The sequence below is a fragment of the Bradyrhizobium sp. KBS0727 genome, from assembly GCF_005937885.2.
In the GTDB taxonomy this organism is placed as follows: Bacteria; Pseudomonadota; Alphaproteobacteria; order Rhizobiales; family Xanthobacteraceae; genus Bradyrhizobium.
Map to the genome: position 1 here is coordinate 3,963,177 of NZ_CP042176.1, position 19,662 is coordinate 3,982,838.

Below are 19,662 nucleotides of genomic sequence, written 5' to 3' on the forward strand. Positions count from 1 at the left end.
AAGAGCATAAGGGCTGGAACAAGGCCGGAACCGGCTCGATCAGACGCTTGGGCGACCGCTTTTATGGGGCGAAAGCGCCCCGGGCAACCCTTTTGAGGCGTCCGGACGAGGGTCCCACCAGCGGCACAATCGTGCCGCCGCGGTGGATCGCAAATCCCAGCCGCCGGGCCGCGAACCAGTATCGCACGCACATCGCGCCGATGACGCCGACCAGCGCGCCAGCGACCACATCGCTTGGATGATGGGCGAGCAGCACCAGGCGCGTCGCCACGATGATGACGGCGTAGACGATCATCGCTCCCCTCGCCCTCGGCCACACCGCCGCCACGGCAAAGGCCAGCGCAACGGCGGTGATGGAATGTCCGGAAGGGAAGCTCGAATAGGCCTGGGTTCCCGCAAAGTGCGCGAAGTTGAAGACATTGACCTCGGCGCCGCCGACAAACGGCCGGCCGCGGCCAACCACCCATTTGATCACTTCGCCGACGAGTACCGGAAAGAGCACGGCGAAGAACATGAATTGCAGGCGCGTGCCGAGACCCAGCAGCAGCGATCGCTGCATGCCGCGCATCGCGGGTGCTGCGATCGCAATCACGATCAACAATGCAGCCAGCGTCCCCAGTACAAATTCGTCCTTGCCGAAATCGGTGAGGATGCGGAGCCACCACAGCGCTGGCGTGCCCCGCGCCGGCATCTGGGCTATCTCCCAGGCGTCGATCGCGTACATCAGCACGATGATCGCAAGCCCGGTGCCGGCTGCGAGCAGCAGGACATGGCGCGCCGCCCGGCGCCCGGCCTCGGCACGCCGCGAATGTGACGGCGCGCGCGCCAGTTGGGCCAGCGACAGCCAGGCCAGCGTCATCAGGCGCGAAGGGTAGTTCCGGGCTTCGGCGATGCCTGCGGGCACGGACATCCTATTCGGTGCCTTCCGAGCGGAAGATCGCGATCGAGATCGCCCTGCCTTGCGAGATGTTGTAGCCGTCGATCCTGGTGGCCACGTTGTAGCGCAGCCCGATGGCCTCGGCGCGCTGGACAAAGCCGCGCTCGGAGCGCGCCTCCACCAGGGCAAAACGGCAGGTGCCCTGGCCCAGGAAATCCGCCGCACCCGATCCGTCGGTCAGCAGCGTGTCGGTGCCGGTCATGAACACCAGGCTGGGTTCGTGAAAGCCCGCAGCCGCGGCTTTCGGCCCGACGCAAACGACGTTACGCAACGCGCGCGCGACCTCGGCGCTCGGGAACACCGTCGTCAGCGACGGCATCACGATGCCGTAGATTCCGATCGACAGAAACATGGCGGCAATCACGCCATTCAACAGCGAACGCTCGGCGCGGCTATCCTCGAACATCCACCAGGCGATCAGGCCGAAGATCATGGCCGCCGCCAGAACGGGCCAGGCCGGGAATACCGGCTGATGCGTCAGCTTGATCGCACCGACGATGGCAATAACAGCGGCGAGTGCCGGCACCGCAAACCACCAGGCCGCGCCACGGACCAGCCACGAGCGCGACAGCACGCGGCGTTCCAGCGCGCCGACGGTGAGGATCGCGATCGCCGGATAGAGCGGCAGCACGTAATGCGGCAGCTTGGTCAGCACCAGTTCGAATACGATCCAGGACGGGATCAGCCATGCCAGCAGATATTGCGCGCCGGGCTCCCGCCGCGCGCGCCACACTGCCGGCGCCGCCATTCCGGCCAGCGCCGCACCGGGCCAGAACGTCACCCAGAACAGCAGGAAATAAAGGCCGGGTGGCGCGCCATGGGACTCCTGCGCGGCCAGCTTGCTCAGCATGTCGCCGCCGATCGAATTGGCGAAGAACGCGTCGCCCGCGCGCCAGAAGATCGCAACGAACCACGGCAGCACCAGCACCAGCATCCACATCAGCCCCCAGACCGGACGCATGCGCCATAGCCAGGCTGCCGAGCGGTCGAGGATCGCCAAGGTCAGGATCGTCAATCCGACGAACATCAGGATCAGCGGTCCCTTGAGCAGAATGCCGGCGGCGAGCGCGGTCCAGAAGATCGCCGGCGACGTCCACGACGGATGCACCGGATCCTCGCCGCGCTGCCAGGACAGGTACACCCGCGCCATCGCACCCATCGCGGCGACCACGGTGAGCAGCAGCATGGCGTCGGTCTTGGCGAGCCGCGCCTCGGCGCCGAGCAGGACGCAACTCGCCATCATCAGTCCGGCCAGCGCGGCCCCGCGCCGCGTCACGAAAGCGAGCGCTGTCCAGTAGGTCAAAAGCACCGCACCGATGGCGCCGATCAGGGACGGAATCCGGTAAATCCATATCCGCAGTTGCGCCCGCGGCAGGCCGAGCGCTGAGGCGGTTTCAACGACCGCGGACTGCAGCCAGTAGATGCCGACCGGCTTCTTGTAGCGGACGTCGTCCTGGAACCGGATATCGACGAAATCGCCGGTTTCGACCATCTGCTTGGTCGCCTGGGCGAACCGGGCCTCGTCGCGGTCGATCGCCGGAATGTTGAAGAAACCGGGCAGGAAGAGCACCAGCCCACACAGCAGCAAAAACACGATGGCGCGGAAATGATTGGCCGTGGCGAAGTCGAACGCGGCGACCAGCCTGCGGCTGGAATTCGCAGGTTTTGCAGGCTGTTGGCCTGCTCCAAAGCGCCTGACATGCGAGGTTTCAACCATCCAGTTCGCATACGATGAAACCGCACTGCAAACAACCCGCAGTTCCCGGCAACAACTCGTTGTGCCCGGGAACAACTCGTTGTTCCCAGCCCGGCGGTAACGATCCCCTACTGCACCCGGATCACCACGGTATCGGCCGCGCCGGTGGCATCGATTACCGTCAACCGGGCAAAACCGGGTCCTGGCGGGTCGACCAGCCGCTGGCGCCGGCTGTCGATCTCGCCGACCGAAATACCGTTGATCATCATGGTCAGCGGCAGCACTCCGCCCGCGACCTTGACGGGCATCGCGGCGGATTGCCCATCTCCGGAACGATCGACGTCGATCCGCGACCCGTTCAGGGGAAACTGGATGTGCGGCGCCTGGTCGGCGCCGGTCCGGATCAGTTCGCCCACCGGGCGAAACCGTCGCAACGGCAGCGGCAGCTTGGCATTGCTGGCGAGCAGGACGCCCTTCGGCGGCTTCGGCAGCGCCGCCGGGATCTTTCCGGTGCGAGCGAAGGCATCGAACAGGATCGGGGCTGCGGCGGTGCGGCCGACCAGTCCCGGCACCGGCGCGCCGTCGGGCCGGCCGACCCAGACCCCGATGGTGATGCGGCCGTCGAAGCCAACCGACCAGGCGTCGCGGTAGCCATAGCTGGTGCCGGTCTTGAACGCGATTTTGCCGTGCACGCCGTTTTCCGGCGGCGGCGTGCCGATCAGGACATTGCCGACCTGCCAGGCCGCGGCCTGGTCCATCAGCCGCATCGGCTCGCTGTGGTCCTGATCGCCCATGATCTCGCGCAGCGGCCGCGTGGTGCCGAGCCGCGGAAATCCCGTATAGAGCTGCGCCAGATCCTGTAGCGTAACGCCGACGCCGCCGAGCCCCATCGCCAGCCCCGGCGCTTCGTCCTTCGGCAGCACCAGACTGCCGCCGGCCTGCTTCAGCCGTGACGACAGCCGGCTGGCGCCGACCCGGTCCAGCAACGCAATCGCCGGGACGTTCAGCGACAGTTGCAGCGCCTTACGGATCGGCACCGTACCCTGGAACGTCATATCGAAATTTTCCGGCGCGTAGGAGCCGAAACGAATCGGGCGGTCGTCGATCAGGCTGTCGGGATGAACAAAGCCGTCCTCGAAGGCGAGCCCGTAGATGAACGGTTTTAGCGTCGATCCGGGCGAGCGCACCGCGCGGGTCATGTCGACCTGCCCGGCGCGGCGCTCGTCGAAATAATCGGACGAGCCGACACGAGCCAGCACGTCGCCGCTTTCATTGTCGACCGCAATCATGCCGATCGAAATATTCGGCCCCTGCGCAATGGCGCGGTCGCGCGCCAGCGCTTCCAGCGTCTTCTGCAAGGTGGCATCCAGCGTCAACTTGATGACCGGCGCATCCTTCACGATTGCAATCGCCGCATCGGAGGAATGCGGTGCCAATATCGGCATCGGCTTGCGCAGCCGCGGCACCGTGACCGCCCTCGCCTGGATCGCATCCTCCCGGCTGACGACGCCGTCTTCGACCATGCGGTCGAGCACGCGGTCGCGCGCGGCGTGGGCCGCTTGCGGATAGCGGTCCAGCCGCCGCCGTTCCGGCGACTGCGGCAACGCCACCAGCAGTGCAGCTTCCGCCAGCGACAGCCGCTTCGGCTCCTTGCCGAAATAGGCGATCGACGCGGCGCGGATGCCTTCAAGATTGCCGCCGAACGGCGCCAGCGTCAGATAGAGATCGAGAATCTCATCCTTGCTGAGTTGCCGCTCGATCTGCACCGCGCGCACCATCTGGCGCAGTTTGGCGTAGACCGAGCGCTCGCGCCGCGGCTCCATCAGCCGCGCCAGTTGCATCGTGATCGTCGAGCCGCCGGAGACGATGTGGCCGCTTGTCACAAGCTGCCACGCCGCGCGTCCGAGCGCCAACGGATCGATACCGCCATGCGCGCGGAAGCGGCGGTCTTCATAGGCCAGCAGTAATTTCAGATAGCCGGGATCGACCGCCGTCTTCGCATCGACCGGCAGCCGCCAGCGGCCGTCGGCCATCGCATAAGCGCGCAGCAGCTTGCCGTTGCGGTCGACGATCGAGGTCGAGACTTTTTGCGCCTGCTCAAGGGGTAGCGGTCCGAGCGAGACGACCCAGGTTGCGAAGGCGGCGACGAATATGACTAGCGCGACGGTGATAGCAGATGCGATGCGCACACCCCGACGTTTTAACACGCCGTCATGGCCGGGCTTGTCCCGGCCATCCACGTCTTGCCTTTCTGCGGCAACAGCAGTCGTGGATGCCCGGGTCAAGCCCGGGCATGACGACGGAGAGTTCCTGTTGCCCGCCTCACTCATTTCGCCGGACGCACCTCGACCGTGCCGGTGCCGGAGCGGCCGTAGCGCGAGGGGTTGTACATGTCCTCGACATAGGCCTGCGGCAGCACGTATTTGCCGGGGGAAACCGCGCGCACGACGTAAGCCACCGTGAACACCGCCGTGTCATCGGCGGCGCGATCGATCGCGGCCGTGAAGCGATCGTCACGGAACTCGGTGTTTTCCGGCTCCTCGCCGTCCTCGATCCAGTCCAGCGTGCCGCTGTCGCCCGACGACACCAGTTTTGGATTGTCGATCTCGAGCCCGGCCGGCAGATAATCGGACACCATGATGTGCCCGAATTCCGGTTTGGCTTCGGTGACCTTCAGCACCACTGCAAATCGGTCGTTCTGCTTGGCCTTGGAGATATCCGCCGGCTTGCCGTCGAGCGTGAAGTAACTACGCTCGATCTTGAAGCCGTTGGACGCCGCCGGCTCCGGCGTGATCGGCGAACCGGATACCGAGACCACCGCCTGCACCGGTGCATCGCCGGTGTTGGTGATTTTGATCGGCTTGCCCGCCATCGCCTCGGCTTTGTAGCTGCGATAGACCGCCGTCTTGGCCGGCACGCCATCGATATCGAGCGCCAGCGTTTCCTTGGCCAGTGCGCGCGAGGCCAGCACCAGCCAGGCGTTCTCCTGCGTCGAGGTGTAGGGGGTGAGCCCGCGCGCCACTTCGACCCGCTGCACGGCCTGCGTCAGCGTCGCCCGCGGCGCGTTGCCTTCGCTCGCCAGCGACACCAGGGCTGCCGCATCGCGCAGCGCCGAACCATAATCGACGCGGCCGAACTCGATCACGGGCTTTGGCGCCAGCGCATCGAGCGCCGCGCCATAGACCCGCTCCGCCCGCGCCTTGTCACCGACCAGCGCCAGCGCCGCCGCCAGTTGCGATTTTGCAATCGGGGTAGCGAGATTGCTGAGCTTGGTATCGGCGAGATAACGCAGATCGCCGATCGGGGCCGCGCCGTTGCGGGCGAGCACGTATAGGCCGTAGGCCAGATCGCGGCCGCCGTCCTTTTCCGGCTCGTTGGCGTTGACCACCGAGTTGCGGATCCGATCGAGCGCGCTCTTGAACAGGATATCCGGCACCGCAAATCCCTTTTCGCGGGCGCGGGTCAGGAAATCCGTCACATAGGCATCGAGCCAGACGTCGTCGCCGCCCGCCGACCACAGGCCGAACGAGCCGTTGGAGCCTTGCCGGGCCAGCAGCCGGTCGATCGCGTCCTTGATGCGTTGATCGACCTCGGTGTCCATCGCCAGATGCGCACCGGCTGCGAGATCGTTGACATAGAGCAGCGGCATCGCCCGGCTGGTGATCTGCTCGGAACAACCGTGCGGATAGCGATCCAGCGCTTTCAGGATGGTCGCGGCATCGAGCGCCGTCGACAGGCTCGCCGACAGCGAGACGCTGCCAGTGCCCGACACCAGGTCGGAGAACATGTCCTGCGTCAGCGTCAGGCTTTCGCCCTTGGCGAGCGTCCGGATCGACCGCCGCGCCAGGATCTGGGTCGCCGCCTTGACGTCGAGCGCATAGTGCCGCGCCAGCGCGAGACCGTTCGGGCCCTTGATGTCGACGTCGAGATTGGCCGTCCCCGCGCCGCCGGCATCGAGCGCCAGCGCCATCGAGGTGCGCTGTTTGGCGGCGAGTTTTACCGTGGTGGTGGGACTACCCGTGACCTTCACCGGGCCCGTCGTCTTCACGGCGATCGTGTAGTCGCCGGGCGCGCCTTCGACGTTGTCGAGGTCGAAACTCATGGTGCCCTTGTCGCCGTTGAGCAGGAAACGCGGCAGCGTTGCCGTCAGCACCACGGGATCGCGCACGGTGACGTCTGTTGTCGCGCGGCCGACCTTGGTAGCGCTCCACGCCACCGCCATCACCCGCGCGGTGCCGGCGAATTCGGGAATGTCGAACGACACTTCGGCGGAGCCGTCAGGCCCGACCGTGACAATGCCGGAATACAGCGCCAAAGGTTTTTGGGTGGGCGGCGCGCCCTGCAGTTCGGCGCCGGCGGAATCGCCGCCGGTCTTGAGCTGGCCGCGGGTGCCCTGCATTCCGTCGATCAGTTGCCCATAGAGGTCGCGGACCTCGGCGGTCAGGCGGCGCTGGCCAAGGTAGTATTCATCCGGCGCCGGCGGCTTGTAATTGGTCAGATTAAGGATGCCGACATCGACCGCGGCCATCACGATCTTGGCGTCTTCACCGGGGTTTAGCCCGCCAAGCTTGACCGGAATCTTCAAGGCCGTTCCCGGCCGCACCAAGGCTGGCGGCGACAGCGCGACCTGCAGCGTGCGGGTCTTCTTGTCGATGCCGAACCATTTTAGCCCGATCGCTCGTCCGGGCATCCGCTGGGCCGCCGCATCCAGCGGACGGCGCAGGGTCGCCAGCACATACGCGCCGGTGCCCCAGTCCTTGGCGACCGGGATTTGGACCTGCCGGGTGCCTTCCTTGACGTCCACGGTCTGGGTCGTCAGCAGGCGGTCGCCGAGCACGTTGATGGTGAGTTTGCCCGCCGAGCGGGCGTTGACCGATACCACCATGGTGTCACCGGAAGCGTATTCCTGCTTGTCGATCGAGGTCTCCAGCAGGTCCGGCGTATCGGCGCTGCCGTCGGAGTACCAGCCGACATCGAACTGCACCGACGTGATCGGCCCGTCCACCTCGGACGATTTGACGTCGAGCCGATAGCGGCCGGGCTGCGGCGCGAGGCTGACCCGCGCGGCCTTGTCGGCGGTCAAGGCGAGGTCGCCGTCGGCGACGCGGCTGGTCGACTTGACCGGCTCATATTCCCAGGACGAGTTCTGGCGATACCACTGGTAACGCGACTCCATCTTCAGCAGCTCATAACGCAGGCCGTCGCGGGCGAGCTGCTTGCCGTCGGGGGCAACGAACACCACGTCGAACTCGGCCTTGTCGCCTTCAGCAACGTTCTTGTCGCCGAACAGCGGCTTGATGCCGATCAGGTTGGTGCTGGGGGCCACCGGTAGCACCAACTTGCGTTCGACGGCGCGGCCACCGGTTTCCGCCATGCGGATGAAGATCTGGGCCTGCTGCGGCCGGGTCGAGGACGGTGGTTTTGCCAGCGACACCGGGAAGGTCGCCACGCCGTTGGCGTCGGCTTCGGGCAGGTTCTCGATCGGGGTCCGCTCGTTGCTGGCGGTCTCCTCGTCGGCGACGCCGAATTGATAGCCGGGATAGCCCGGCCGGCCGGACGCGGCCGGGGCGACCAGCATGTCGCCTTCGAGCGAAAGCCCGGAAGCCGGGGCGCCGTACAGGAAATGGCCGTCGACTTTCAGTTCAACTGGAACCTCAGCCTTGATCAGCTTCTCCTTCGCCGTCAGGTCGAATTCGATCCGCTCGGGGATGTAATCCTCGACCATGAAGGTGGTCTCGCCGACCGACGCGCCCTTGGGGTCGGTATAGGCCCGCGCCCGCCAGGTCCCGGTCGGAACCGCGGAATTGAGCGGCACCGCCATGGAGCGGCCGCCTGCCCCCTGATCCGGAAGCTGCGCCCGGCGGTACTCGACGCCATCGGGCCGCTCGATCACCAGCGTCAGCGGCCCGCCGGTCATGGCGTTGCCCTGCCCGTCGCGCAGCAGCGCGGTGAGATAAACCGTCTCATTGGACCGGTAGACCCCGCGCTCGGCATAGACGAAGGCGTCCGCGCCAACGGGCGTCTCCCGGCCAGCGACGCCGCGGTCGGTGAGGTCGAAGGCGCTGGTCTTGAGGCTGAGGAAGGCGTAGTCAGCCTTTTCGCTAGTGACCGTCAGCAGGGCCGGCGACAACCCGCCCTCGCCGCGCGCCAGCCCCGCCTCGAACAGCACGTGGCCGGCATCGTCGGTCTTGCGGGTCGCCAAAATCTCGTTGTTGCGCGCGACCAGCTTTACTTCGGCCTTGCCGACCGCCTCGGTGGAGGCCAGCGAGTTGACGAAAACATGGATGCCGTCATTGCCGGAAAACGCCGTCACGCCCATGTCGGAGACGATGAACCATTGGGTCGCCAGCGTGCCGTCATCGTCGCTGCCGGGGCTCTTGGGGGCCGCGGTCATGACGTAGACGCCGGGCTGCAGGTTGCCCAAGGCCTCGTCGACCGGGAATGCGGTCACAACGTCCTGGTTCAGCGTGGTGGCGGTGGCGAGTTCGCCGGTCCAGACCTTGACGCCGCGCTCGTCGCCGAGATCCGAGAGCTGGTAGCGGCTCAGCGTCTTCTGGAAGTCGCTGTCGATCACCGTGTTGATCAGGTTGCGGTCGCCGATCCGGAACACGTTGACGTTCACCGCAGGCGTATTGACGCTGACCAGCGGAATGCCGCGCTGGCCGGTGCGCGGCAGCACATAGGCGCGGCCGGTGAAGCGCACGAACGGCTTGCGGTCGCGGACATAGATGTTGAACTCGGCCGATTTCGGCAGGCTCTCCTTGACCGTCGACGGCAGGCCGGCGCGCAGGTTGATGTTGTAGCGCTCGCCATGCTTCAGGCCGTCGACGCAGAGCTGCTTGCCCTCGGCCGACAGCGCCGGCTTGTCGGTGCCGGCCAGCGCCAGAAACGGCGCGAAATCGACCCGCTTGGCGAGGTCCTCGGAGAACTGGAAACAGGCCCGCGGCGAGGCGCCATCGGAATCGACGGTGTAGTCGAGCAGCCGGAAGCCGTGCTCGTCGCGCATCTTCTCGTACTGGCCGCGCACGTCTGCGACCTCGCGCAGGTCGAGCGACAGCCGCAAGCTATCCAGCGCCGGCCGCCACAGCTTGCGGTCGGACAGCGAACGGCCGAGCACCGCCAGCGCATCGGCCTCCTCGCCCGCGTTGGCGGCGCGCTGATAGGCGATATAGGCCGAGGTCGAGGCGCGCTCGAGCAGGAAGGTCTGCTCGCTCGACGAGTTGGAGCGGATCTGGAAGATGGTTTTGGCGAGTTTCAGCCAGTTGGCGCCGTCCTCCGGCGTGGTGGCGGCGATCTGGCCGAGGATCTGCAGCCCGGTGCGGAAGTCGGCCCGCTTGAAGGCCACGTCAGCGTCGTTGCGGAGCGTCGCCGCCGACCGGGTGACCGGCCCCGCCTCGCTCTTGATCTGGGCCTCCAGCTTGATCGCGGAATCGGCCAGATCGTCGCGCTTGAAGGCCTTGTCGGCCGCCAGCGCCGGAAACAGCCCAAGCGCCAGCGTGGCGCAAACCAGTGTGGCGCGGACGAAACCGATCATGACGGATCTCCTGGCGCGGGCAAACGCCGCGGTACGGTCAAAAATGCGCGCAAAGGTGACGGCCTGATGGCGAAGGACAAGCCTTGCGAAAAGGTTGGCTTGCGAAAAGGTCGCAGCAGACATGGCGTTGGCAGTCCAAAAAGGGCGCGGGGCCGCGCCGGCGGCAGTCAGCCGGCGCCAGCTTTGGGTCACCGGCGCGCCATAAGCAATGGCCCGCCGTCTGGCTTTGTCGCAAAGGTGAGGAAATCGGTTCGACGCCCTTGGCGGGGCAGCGGATTTTTCATAATGGCAGTGCTAGAAAGGCCTAAAGCGGAACACCGCCCAGACGGTCCCATAGCTCAACTGGATAGAGTAACGGATTTCTACTCCGTGGGTTGCAGGTTCGAATCCTGCTGGGATCGCCAATGGTTTCAATGTGATGCGCGATCTGTTCTTAGAAAATCGGTGTACCGTCGCGTATTGAAGAAACCCCTTTGATATCAGGCTTTCCCATTTAGTCCCGCTTAGTCAGTGGTACACGGATGGTACACCGACGTTTCGGTGGTGCGGTACCCCGGACAACCGCCGTCCTCATCCCGAACGCTCCGACTGTTGGTGGGTCTACTACGGTGACGTTCAGGTTGGCATGATCGCGGTCCAGCCGAGCCTGCCGGTCAGCGCTCCGCAATGGAGGTGGGAAGCTTCTACCCGCCGTCCCATCGCGGCCGATCCGGGACCGGTTACGCGTCAAGCTTCGACAAGGTACGAGCCGAGTTCGAAGCCGCGTGGAAGGACTACCTCCCGCGATGCACCGAAACCGACTTCATCGAGCATCGCCGCCAACGCGCCTTCACCGCCTGGAAATACGCCATGCATGATGGTGCCTGCCGACGTAATCAGCGAGTGGCTGCCAAGCCCAACCCTAGGGACAGAAATCAAACTGAGACACTACCCCTCTTTCAATCGCCACCGCGACCGGCGCGACTCGCCAACAATCTCCACGCCCTTCCCACGGCAGTGTCCTGTTTTGAAAAGGAAAGGGCTCCGACCTAAGTCGGAGCCCTGAGCTCAGCCTTCTAAGCGACCAGCCACGGAAGCTACGATAGCGAGCGCGTTTACTTCAGCGAAGTGCTGATCGTGCCACGGCAGAGATGATGGCAATTGCGATACCAGCGGCGATCAGACGGTATTTAATGGCAGTTGCACCGGATCCATCGTTCAAAAATCTCCTTAAGATTGCCATATCTAATGATGCCGCTTTAAGGTTGAACAAAATTACCCTAGCCGTGGCTTCTTTAGGTTGTGTTAAAGGATTTTCTCAATTTCTTTCCTTGGCCTATTTGTCGCAGCATTGACGAAGCCGCACGCTATATTCTCCGGGATAGAACGAGTTCCCGGGTGGAACCGCCGTGGCTTCACCGCGACCAACATGGCCGGGGCGCTCGTTGCTGGAAGCGACATACGTTAGCAAACGAAACGCCCATTGCAGGTTTCTTCATAGGGGCGGCGTCATCGTCGTTTCAATGCCAATGATGCCAAGGCATCTCAGTCAGGATAGCCGGCGAGCTCGCTGCGCAAAGATGACGAACTGGCTCACTGTGGCGACCGTCATTGAAGCGGCTCAACCTTCGCCGGCAAGTCAGGAGAGCGGGCGATCCGGTACACCGCGTTGCTGCACTTAAGCACCCAAACCCCTCGATCTGGCCGGGAGCGTTTAGCATCCCTCGCCGCACGCAGCGGCTTGTCGCAAGTGAAACCTTCCGCGCGGATTGCCACCGCCAGCAGAGATTGTAGTGTTTCGGCTGCGACCGCCGTTCCTGTTGCTTGTTGTGCCCGAGCTGCTGGACTGAAAGCAACGGCTGCGACGGCTAGAAATGTTGACGCATGCAGCTTGGACATAGCTGTGGCCCCTTCCAATATTGGCACCTAGAAGCAAAAATGGAACCTATCTCACCCGGTTTCAACACAGGAAATGTCACGGATGTCGTCCGGCCGACCGACACTGTCAGGGTAAGTAATCTGCCGCGGAATTGTCAATCTTGATGGTCCGAGTGAGGCCACCACATAATCGTCATTGGGGCTTTCGAGATATGGAGAGCACGATGACGGAATTGGCAGGGCGTGAAAACAGCTCAAACTCGATACGACGCCCGGAATTGCTAGCAGTCACGGCTGCAATCGCGCTGTTTACGGCAATGCCGGTAAGTCTCGCCTATGACGGTCCGACTTTTCGAAGTGGGCTTTGGAAGTTTGAACGAACGCTGGAGACTGACGGCAAGCCCACCAATCGGCTACCCACCAGCGGATTATCAATCGATCGAGAAGTGACTCGTTGCGTCGATCCAACTTCCGCGCTGAAAGCGGAATTCACACCGTCCCACTTTGGAGCCTGCAAAACCAAAGACGTTCGGAAGACAGATGGTGGTTATGTTTTGCAGAGGGCCTGTGAAAGTGGCGCACCAATCGAAACCCAGATCGATGTGCAGGATGACAGCGCTTACACAGAGATCAATCAGGGTAGCATCGGAAAGATATCGACGAAAGAAACCGTCGTGGCGCAGCGGGTCGGCGATTGCGACCGCCAGCAGCGGTGACATAAAGTGGCCCCGCGCCCGCTAGTTTTGGCGGCCGGCGCCTGTTGAGCCTGGATGATGGTGCCAAGATCCTCTGCGTTTGCTGGATTGGCAGTCAAACATATCGAAAGCACAAGGTGCTTGAAATGTGGAATCGGAAACTTTTCGGCACTCCGTTTTTCCATCAATCACTATGTGCCGCCCGGCTAAATATAACCAGATCCCGAGAAGGGCGCGCTGGGCTAATGCCGATAATACCGATACGGCCGCTCCCACACGAATGTCGAACCGAAGCGGTATGGCAGCGGATCATAGCCGATCAGGTACGCGGTTCTGATCCGATAATGTCTGTGGCGAACGACGCGGGTAGAGAGACGCGATGGGCTGCACACGCACCGCTGACGGGAGCTGAACTCCGATGCCGGACTTTCATAGGGTTTCAGCCGATCCGCCGATGCTCGATCCGGAAGGACGCAAAGCGCACCAAGGGCGATAATTGACAGCAGACGAACCATAGCCAATCCTCCCTGGACACCTGACCATAACGGCACAAGATGGACAAGTTCCCGGACTTCCCGCTGAGCCGTATTTACCTATTTTTCTCGCATTCTTTTTGATCTAGCATCCACCTTTCACTCAGTGTTGTTGGGGTTTTAGTCATGTTGGATGAGCAATTTAAGAAGGAGCGCGCCCGCGCCGTGCGCGACCTGGCCGAGAAGGCGAATGATCCCTTCATCAAGGCGCGCCTGTTGGACCTGGTATCGAGATACGAAGACGACCGACCCAGAACCTCAAATAGGCTGACGACCGTTGACCTGCAGTTTCAAAGCAAGGGCACCGGGTCAGAGCGATAAGAACGGAAAAGCGCCGCTGAGCGATGTCAGCGGCCTTCCGGCAAAGTCAAAGGGTATAAAAATCCCTGCCCGGCGAGTCGTTGCGCGAGCTGAAGCTCGCCTATCCTGAGAAGGCCGCGCTAGCTTCTGGAGATCGCCGACGCTACCGGATGTTGCAGCGGTGATAAATCCTTTCGCCTGCGGTGTTACCGTCACGCTGACCATGAACGCCGTCGTACTGCCGCCCCAGCTCGAGCTATCGCTTGACAGCGCCGAATTGCTGGCGAGGACGCTGGGTTTCGTCGCCGTGGCGAACGACGAGACCGGCGATCCCGACGAGCCCGGATATTCGACCTCGATCCAGAAAATCATCGTTGTTGGGTACTGAAGCTTGCCGGCCGGTGCAGAACGCACCGAGGCGCTCAAGAGGGCTGGCTAGCTTCGGAATGCCGCCAACTCCGACCGTCCGGTCTTTTCGTCCGAAACGCCGAATGCCGATCAGTCGTAGCTGCCGGTCGGTCCTAACCGTTTCGGTGCTCTCGGGCTCGGTGAAGTGGTTTCGTGGCCGGATCTGCGACGAAACAATTCCACCGATACGACGAAGCCGATTTATCGGCCCGACGACACCTCCCTGAAATGAACCGATGCTCTGATGGCTTCGCCAAACAACGGGGTGCGGCCATGTGGGATTTCATCAACATTCTCTACCGCGAATATTGCCTGGCTCGCCTGAACGAGATGCGGCGGTTCGAACTGAGCCGCTGACAATCGCAACATGGAACGCGAAAAGCCCGTCAGACCGACACCACACCGGCCCGCATGGGTACCGCCGCGCAGCCGTGTCCCCGCTTTGTTTTGGGATTGATCCCCCCGTCGGGGCATACCGTGATCTGGCGGAAAATGTACCGGTTTTGGCGAACATTGTGTCCGCAGCTCTCCGAACAATAACGGAGACTCCCGGGGGCGCCGACTATCGGCTAAATTGCGAAGTTCTCCCGAAACTAGCTGTTCCGATTTGGGAAACCGAGATGGCGCTTGTGCTGCCTGCCCAGCGCTATTCTGAGTGGACGTAAACTCTGCCATTCGCCGTCCGGCCCTCCGGACAGGGTTTTTGATCCATGTCATCAAACCTTGGCATGATTTGTGCTCAGCAATTTGTGCTGGGGATTGCAGGGCCCAGTTTGATACACGGCGCCGCCCAGCCATCATATTCGGCTGGTGCGGCGTTGTGCATTTCCGGGGTTTTATAAAGGGTAGATGAGCGTACCACGATGGCGTGCCTCGTAACGGTAAACCCTGGACACGAGGCAGACGATGCGCTGCGAAACGCAGGAATCGCAGGCACTCCTCTCTGCAATATCGGAGGCAGTTGGCGGTTCAAAGGCGTCAATCAGGTCGCGTGCCTACATCCTCCGAATAAGTCTCAGACCCTTCCTACAGAGTGAGCGATTGCAGGTGTGGTCACATTCAGTATCGCCTAGAGAGACAGGGCCGAAGGCGAAGGGGAAATAACTATGCTGAGCCGTCTTCGGAAGTTGGTTTTCGACATTCGCCACCGGACTCCTGCCGCGCGTTTTGCGGAGAGCTTGCGTCGTGTGAAGCGCCTGGCACGGCTCATGGCGATTGTGCAACAGAGGTCGCGTCGGAAGGCAGGATGAGGCGCTCGTCACCCTGACCTATTGAAGCGCAATAGCTCTGGCGCTTCTGCCGGGATCGCCGGTTGCACCTGACGAGCGATCGCTCCGGCTTTCGGCGCCATCCGTCAGCCCTGGCCGGTCGTCCCCCACCTTTTCCCGAAGACGGGGGAATTCACCTGATCGACTTTCCAGTCGAAAAAGTCGTAATGGCCCGACCACGCGTGGACCCTGCTCCCGCACACCTCGCAAGCGAAGTTGCCGGAATGCTTGTCGGGGTGATGCTCCCGCGTCGCGGTATAGGGCAGTCCGCAATTGGGACAGCTAAAATATTCGGTGGTCCAGATGCCGCTTGCCATGGTGCGATTATGCGGAGCATCGCGGATGTTTTCCAGTCCGGCCGTTTGCCACCGTTAGCCCGTTCTTAACGGCTTGGATTCTCATTCGATAATGGCCGTTAACGAATTGCGGTCGACGGCTGACGCTGCGCACCTTGCCGGTGCAGGACCCATTAAGATTGGAACGACACCTGGCTAACGCCGGCTCCACCCGATCTTTCCGAACGCGCCCGGCAGCATGCCGGGAGTCTTGGTTTGCACGATCGCCGGCGACAACGCGGGTCAGGCTAGTGGCCGCAAGCGCACGGCACGCGCTCAGCCACCTTTCTTCACGATCTGATATCCGCTGGCTGCCAGGTCCTGCAGGATCGCCTTGGTGATATGCGCGCTCTGGTCCGGCGCGATCCATTCGTAGTCGAGGTTCGGACCGCCGTCGCCCTCGGGATATTTGATAAAGGCACTATGAATGGCGTTCGTAATCAATGTTTCGATAGCCTGCTCGGACATTGGGCCTCCTGTCTATGCGCCGAACCTACCACAACGCCGGCATGGCTGACTGCGCTTTCTTCCGCCGCGACGACGAAGCGGGCGAACGGGACACCGGGAGTTTTGTTTTTGGCGCGATCGGCGCTGGCGCGCGGCGCGAGACGCATGATTGAAACTCCTCGTAATGTCCGACTGACTCCCCGCAGTGTTGCTCCCGCGCCACGTTTTGAAACTTCCTTCCAGGTTGGCGCAATGCTGCCCAAACGCCGCCACGCCATCGCCAAGGTCGACAGGGAGCTTCGGCCAACCTCCTAGGGGCCCGTCGGGTCCTGCAACAGAATGTTGGGAGCGATGGCAGGGTATCACCACGGCGAAGGCAACGGCGTTTCGAAGCTGCGGCTTGCCGCACTGGCACTGGCGTTGACCTCTTCCCCGGTCTGCGCCGGCACCTTTCAGGAGATGTGGATGGGCCGCGTCGCCCGGCCGCCCGCCGACAATGAGGAAGCCTCGGTGTACTGGGAAGACACCTGGGACGCGCGCGGCAAACGCTTCAAGGCCAACGAGGTCTCCTGCGCACATCGCACCGAGGCGTTCGGCACCATCTTCGTCGTTACCAATCTCGACAACGGCAAGACGATCAAGTGCCCGGTGCAGGATCGCGGTCCTTATGCCCGCGGCCGGGTGCTCGATTTCTCGCTCGGCGCGGCGCGCGAGATCGGCTGCGACGGCCTGTGCCGCGTCAACGTCCGGCGCGCCGGTTACGAGTAGCCACATCCGGTTCCATCGCAGGCGTAACGCCCGCGATGTGCTCGCCTGACCAGCGCGCGCAAGGTTTGATTTTGCCTTGATGACAACCTTTGCATGCTACGATAGCCTGTCGAAAAATAAAATCAGACAAAATACAAATCAGGGAGGAGTGGCATGGCAGACGCACAGGTCGCAGCGCGTGCTTCCACGGCGAACGACGCTACGGCGCAAACGGTCGACGTCGCGGTCGTCGGCGCCGGCTTCGCCGGCCTCTATATCCTGCATCGCCTGCGCAAGGCTGGCTTCAACGCGGTAGCCCTGGACGAGGCCGGCGATGTCGGCGGCACCTGGTACTGGAACCGTTATCCCGGCGCGCGCTGCGACATCCAGACCATCGACTACAGCTACACGTTCGATCCGGAGCTCGAGCGCGACTGGACCTGGTCGGAGAAATACGCGACCCAGCCCGAGATCCTGCGCTACCTCGGTTTCGTTGCCGATCGCTACGATCTGCGGCGCGACATCCGTTTCGGCACCAAGGTCACATCGGCGAAATGGGACGAGAGCTCGGAACGTTGGCTGCTCACGACCAGTAACGGCGCGCCGGTCTCGTGCCAAAGCTACATCATGGCGACCGGTTGTCTCTCGGCGCCAAAACCGCCGGAGATCGATGGCGTCAAGGATTTCAAGGGCGAGATCTATTTCACCAGCCGTTGGCCGCATCAGGGCGTCAATCTCGCCGGCAAGCGCGTCGCGGTGATCGGCACCGGTTCGTCGGGAATCCAGACGATCCCGATGATCGCCGAACAGGCCGCGCACCTCACAGTGTTCCAGCGCACCCCGAACTTCGCCCTGCCCGCCCAAAATGGTCCGGTTCCAGCGGATCGCGCGGCGTTATTGCAGAGCGACCGCGCCACCTTCCGCGAGCAGGCCCGCTGGTCGATGGCCGGCGTGCCGTTGCCTCCGGCGACGGAATTCAGCTGGCAACTCAGCGACGCCGAGCGCCGCGAACGCTTCGAAAAACTGTGGGCCACCGGCGATCTCGTCGGCATGCTGACGCAGCTTTGGGCCGATCAGGGCGTCGACGTCGACGGCAATACCCTGCTCGCCGACCTGTTCCGCGAAAAAATTCGCGCGATCGTGAAGGATCCCGAGACGGCGGAGGCGCTGAGCCCGTTCGATCACCCGTTCGGGGCCAAACGCCCCTGCCTCGACACCAACTACTACGCCACCTTCAACCGCCCCAACGTGACGCTGGTGAACCTGCGCAAGGAGCCGATCAAATCGATCACGGCCTCCAGCATCGCCACCGAGAACCGCAGCTTCGACATCGACGTCATCGTGTTCGCGACCGGGTTCGACGCCATGACCGGCGCCATCAAGGCGATCCATCCGATCACGGGCCGCGGCGGCAAGTCGCTGACCGACGTCTGGGCGCACGGCCCGCAAACCTATCTCGGCCTCGCCGTCGCAGGCTTCCCCAACCTGTTCCTGATCACCGGTCCGGGCAGCCCGTCGGTGCTGTCGAACATGGCGGTCTCGATCGAGCAGCATGCGGACTGGGTGGTCGATCGCCTGGTGGCGATGCGCGAAGCCGGATTCACTGCGATCGAACCGACCGAAACGGCACAGGCGGGTTGGGCGAGGCACATGGCGGATTGCGCGACATTGACGCTGCACCGGCTCGCCAACACCTGGTACACCGGCGCCAACGTCCCCGGCAAACCACAGGGCGTAATGCCCTATACAGGTGGCGTCGGCCCCTATCGCAGCATCTGCGGGGACGTCGTCAATCGCGGCATGCTGGGCTTCAGGCTGAGCGGCCCCAACGGTACCGAACAATGCAACGACGGCGAGATCGTTCGCCTGCAGCCGGACGTGCGGCTGGTGCTGAACATGCTGGCGGAGATGAACCTGCCGCCGATCGAGACGCTCGGCGCGCAAGGCGCCCGCGACTTCGTCGCCGAGTTCAACAAGAGCCGGCCGCCGGGCCGGCCGGTCGGTGAGATCGGCAACGGCGCGGTGCAAGGGGCCGATGGTCCGCTGCCTTACCGTCTGTACCGGCCGGCAACGCCCGGCCCGCATCCGATCGTGGTCTATTTCCACGGCGGCGGCTGGGTGCTGGGTGACGAGCAATCCGACGATCCGTTCTGCCGCGACCTCTGCCGCCGCAGCGGGATGATCGTCGTCAGCGTCGGCTACCGCCATGCGCCCGAACACCGTTTTCCGGCGGCGGCGGAGGACGGCTATGCCGCGACCAGGTGGATCGCCGAGCATGCGGCTGATCTCGGCGGCATTCCCGGACCGGTCACCGTCGCGGGCTGGAGCGCGGGCGCCAACATCGCGGCCGTCACCAGCCAACTGGCCCGCGACCGTGGCGGCCCAGCGATCGCCGGCCAGCTTCTGGTATGCCCGGTCACCGATTGCACCTTCGACCGCCCGTCCTACACGGAAAATGCCACCGGCTATTTCCTGACGCGCGGGCTGATGTTCTGGTTCTGGGACATCTACTGCTCGCCCGCCGACCGCACCGATCCGCGGGTTTCGCCGTTGCGTGGCAAGCTGACTGGCCTGCCGCCGGCGTTCGTCGCGACCTGTGAGTTCGATCCGCTGCGTGACGAAGGCATCGCCTATGCCGAAGCGATGGCTTCCGCAGGCGTCCAGGTCGAGCAACTGCAGGCGCGCGGCCACTTCCACTCGTCGCTGACGATGGTCGACGTGGTCATCACCGGCGTCAGCGCGCGCGTGCGAATGGCCGAGGCGCTGCGCCGCTTCGCGGGGTTACCTCAAACCGCGACAGATCGTGCACCGCCCGCGGCAAGTGAGGCTGCCGAGTAGCGCATGGTGGCCGTCGTCCTTCGAGACGCCTTTCGCGCTCCCTCGGTGAGCGAAAGGCGTTCATCCG

Annotated in this window: 13 protein-coding genes and 1 tRNA gene; 8 read left to right on the forward strand and 6 right to left on the reverse strand. The window is 63.6% G+C overall.

What is annotated here, in order from left to right; genetic code table 11:
* Positions 1–61 precede the first annotated feature (61 nt).
* The 4 genes from FFI89_RS18305 to FFI89_RS18320 form a co-directional block, all read right to left on the reverse strand.
* Entirely contained in the window at positions 62–910 is an 849-nt protein-coding gene (locus FFI89_RS18305) for a phosphatase PAP2 family protein (protein ID WP_138838934.1), read from the reverse strand.
* A gap of 1 nt (position 911) precedes the next feature.
* On the reverse strand, positions 912–2,654 hold the full coding sequence (locus FFI89_RS18310) for a glycosyltransferase family 39 protein (protein ID WP_138838936.1): 1,743 nt from the start codon (positions 2,652–2,654) through the stop codon (positions 912–914).
* Between the two features lie 107 nt (positions 2,655–2,761).
* Positions 2,762–4,873, reverse strand: a complete 2,112-nt coding sequence (gene pbpC / locus FFI89_RS18315; RefSeq protein ID WP_168212930.1) for a penicillin-binding protein 1C — start codon at positions 4,871–4,873, stop codon at positions 2,762–2,764.
* 86 nt (positions 4,874–4,959) lie between these two features.
* The gene (locus tag FFI89_RS18320; RefSeq protein ID WP_138838940.1) at positions 4,960–10,167 is read right to left on the reverse strand and encodes an alpha-2-macroglobulin; all 5,208 of its coding nucleotides are present in this window, start codon (positions 10,165–10,167) and stop codon (positions 4,960–4,962) included.
* Between the two features lie 327 nt (positions 10,168–10,494).
* Here FFI89_RS18320 and FFI89_RS18325 point away from each other — a divergent pair.
* Positions 10,495–10,571 (forward strand) — tRNA-Arg (locus FFI89_RS18325).
* Between the two features lie 695 nt (positions 10,572–11,266).
* Here the strand turns inward: FFI89_RS18325 and FFI89_RS34900 are convergent.
* Positions 11,267–11,389 carry a Flp family type IVb pilin gene (locus FFI89_RS34900; protein ID WP_138839378.1) on the reverse strand — a complete coding sequence of 41 codons (123 nt, stop codon included), beginning with the start codon at positions 11,387–11,389 and terminating at the stop codon, positions 11,267–11,269.
* Positions 11,390–12,248: 859 nt separating this feature from the next.
* Between FFI89_RS34900 and FFI89_RS18340 the strand changes: the two genes are divergently transcribed.
* The 4 genes from FFI89_RS18340 (at position 12,249) to FFI89_RS18355 (ending at position 14,317) form a co-directional block, all read left to right on the forward strand.
* Entirely contained in the window at positions 12,249–12,740 is a 492-nt protein-coding gene (locus FFI89_RS18340; protein WP_168212931.1) for a DUF3617 family protein, read from the forward strand.
* Positions 12,741–13,378: 638 nt separating this feature from the next.
* The gene (locus FFI89_RS18345; RefSeq protein ID WP_138838947.1) at positions 13,379–13,573 is read left to right on the forward strand and encodes a hypothetical protein; all 195 of its coding nucleotides are present in this window, start codon (positions 13,379–13,381) and stop codon (positions 13,571–13,573) included.
* A 160-nt stretch (positions 13,574–13,733) separates the two neighbouring features.
* Positions 13,734–13,940 carry a hypothetical protein gene (locus FFI89_RS18350; RefSeq protein WP_138838948.1) on the forward strand — a complete coding sequence of 69 codons (207 nt, stop codon included), beginning with the start codon at positions 13,734–13,736 and terminating at the stop codon, positions 13,938–13,940.
* Between the two features lie 173 nt (positions 13,941–14,113).
* Positions 14,114–14,317, forward strand: coding sequence for a hypothetical protein (locus tag FFI89_RS18355; RefSeq protein ID WP_138838950.1), 204 nt, complete (start codon positions 14,114–14,116; stop codon positions 14,315–14,317).
* Between the two features lie 1,522 nt (positions 14,318–15,839).
* On the opposite strand, the gene FFI89_RS18365 is transcribed toward FFI89_RS18355, so the two are convergent.
* Positions 15,840–16,031: a hypothetical protein gene (locus tag FFI89_RS18365; RefSeq protein WP_138838954.1), complete on the reverse strand. Its 192-nt coding sequence runs from the start codon at positions 16,029–16,031 to the stop codon at positions 15,840–15,842.
* Positions 16,032–16,045: 14 nt separating this feature from the next.
* On the opposite strand from FFI89_RS18365, the gene FFI89_RS34390 reads away from it, so the two are divergent.
* The 3 genes from FFI89_RS34390 to FFI89_RS18375 all read left to right on the forward strand — a co-directional run bounded on the left by FFI89_RS34390 (position 16,046) and on the right by FFI89_RS18375 (position 19,595).
* Positions 16,046–16,183: a hypothetical protein gene (locus tag FFI89_RS34390; protein WP_168212932.1), complete on the forward strand. Its 138-nt coding sequence runs from the start codon at positions 16,046–16,048 to the stop codon at positions 16,181–16,183.
* A 178-nt stretch (positions 16,184–16,361) separates the two neighbouring features.
* On the forward strand, positions 16,362–16,778 hold the full coding sequence (locus FFI89_RS18370) for a septal ring lytic transglycosylase RlpA family protein (RefSeq protein ID WP_168212933.1): 417 nt from the start codon (positions 16,362–16,364) through the stop codon (positions 16,776–16,778).
* Positions 16,779–16,931: 153 nt separating this feature from the next.
* On the forward strand, positions 16,932–19,595 hold the full coding sequence (locus FFI89_RS18375) for an alpha/beta hydrolase fold domain-containing protein (protein WP_138838958.1): 2,664 nt from the start codon (positions 16,932–16,934) through the stop codon (positions 19,593–19,595).
* Positions 19,596–19,662 lie beyond the last annotated feature (67 nt).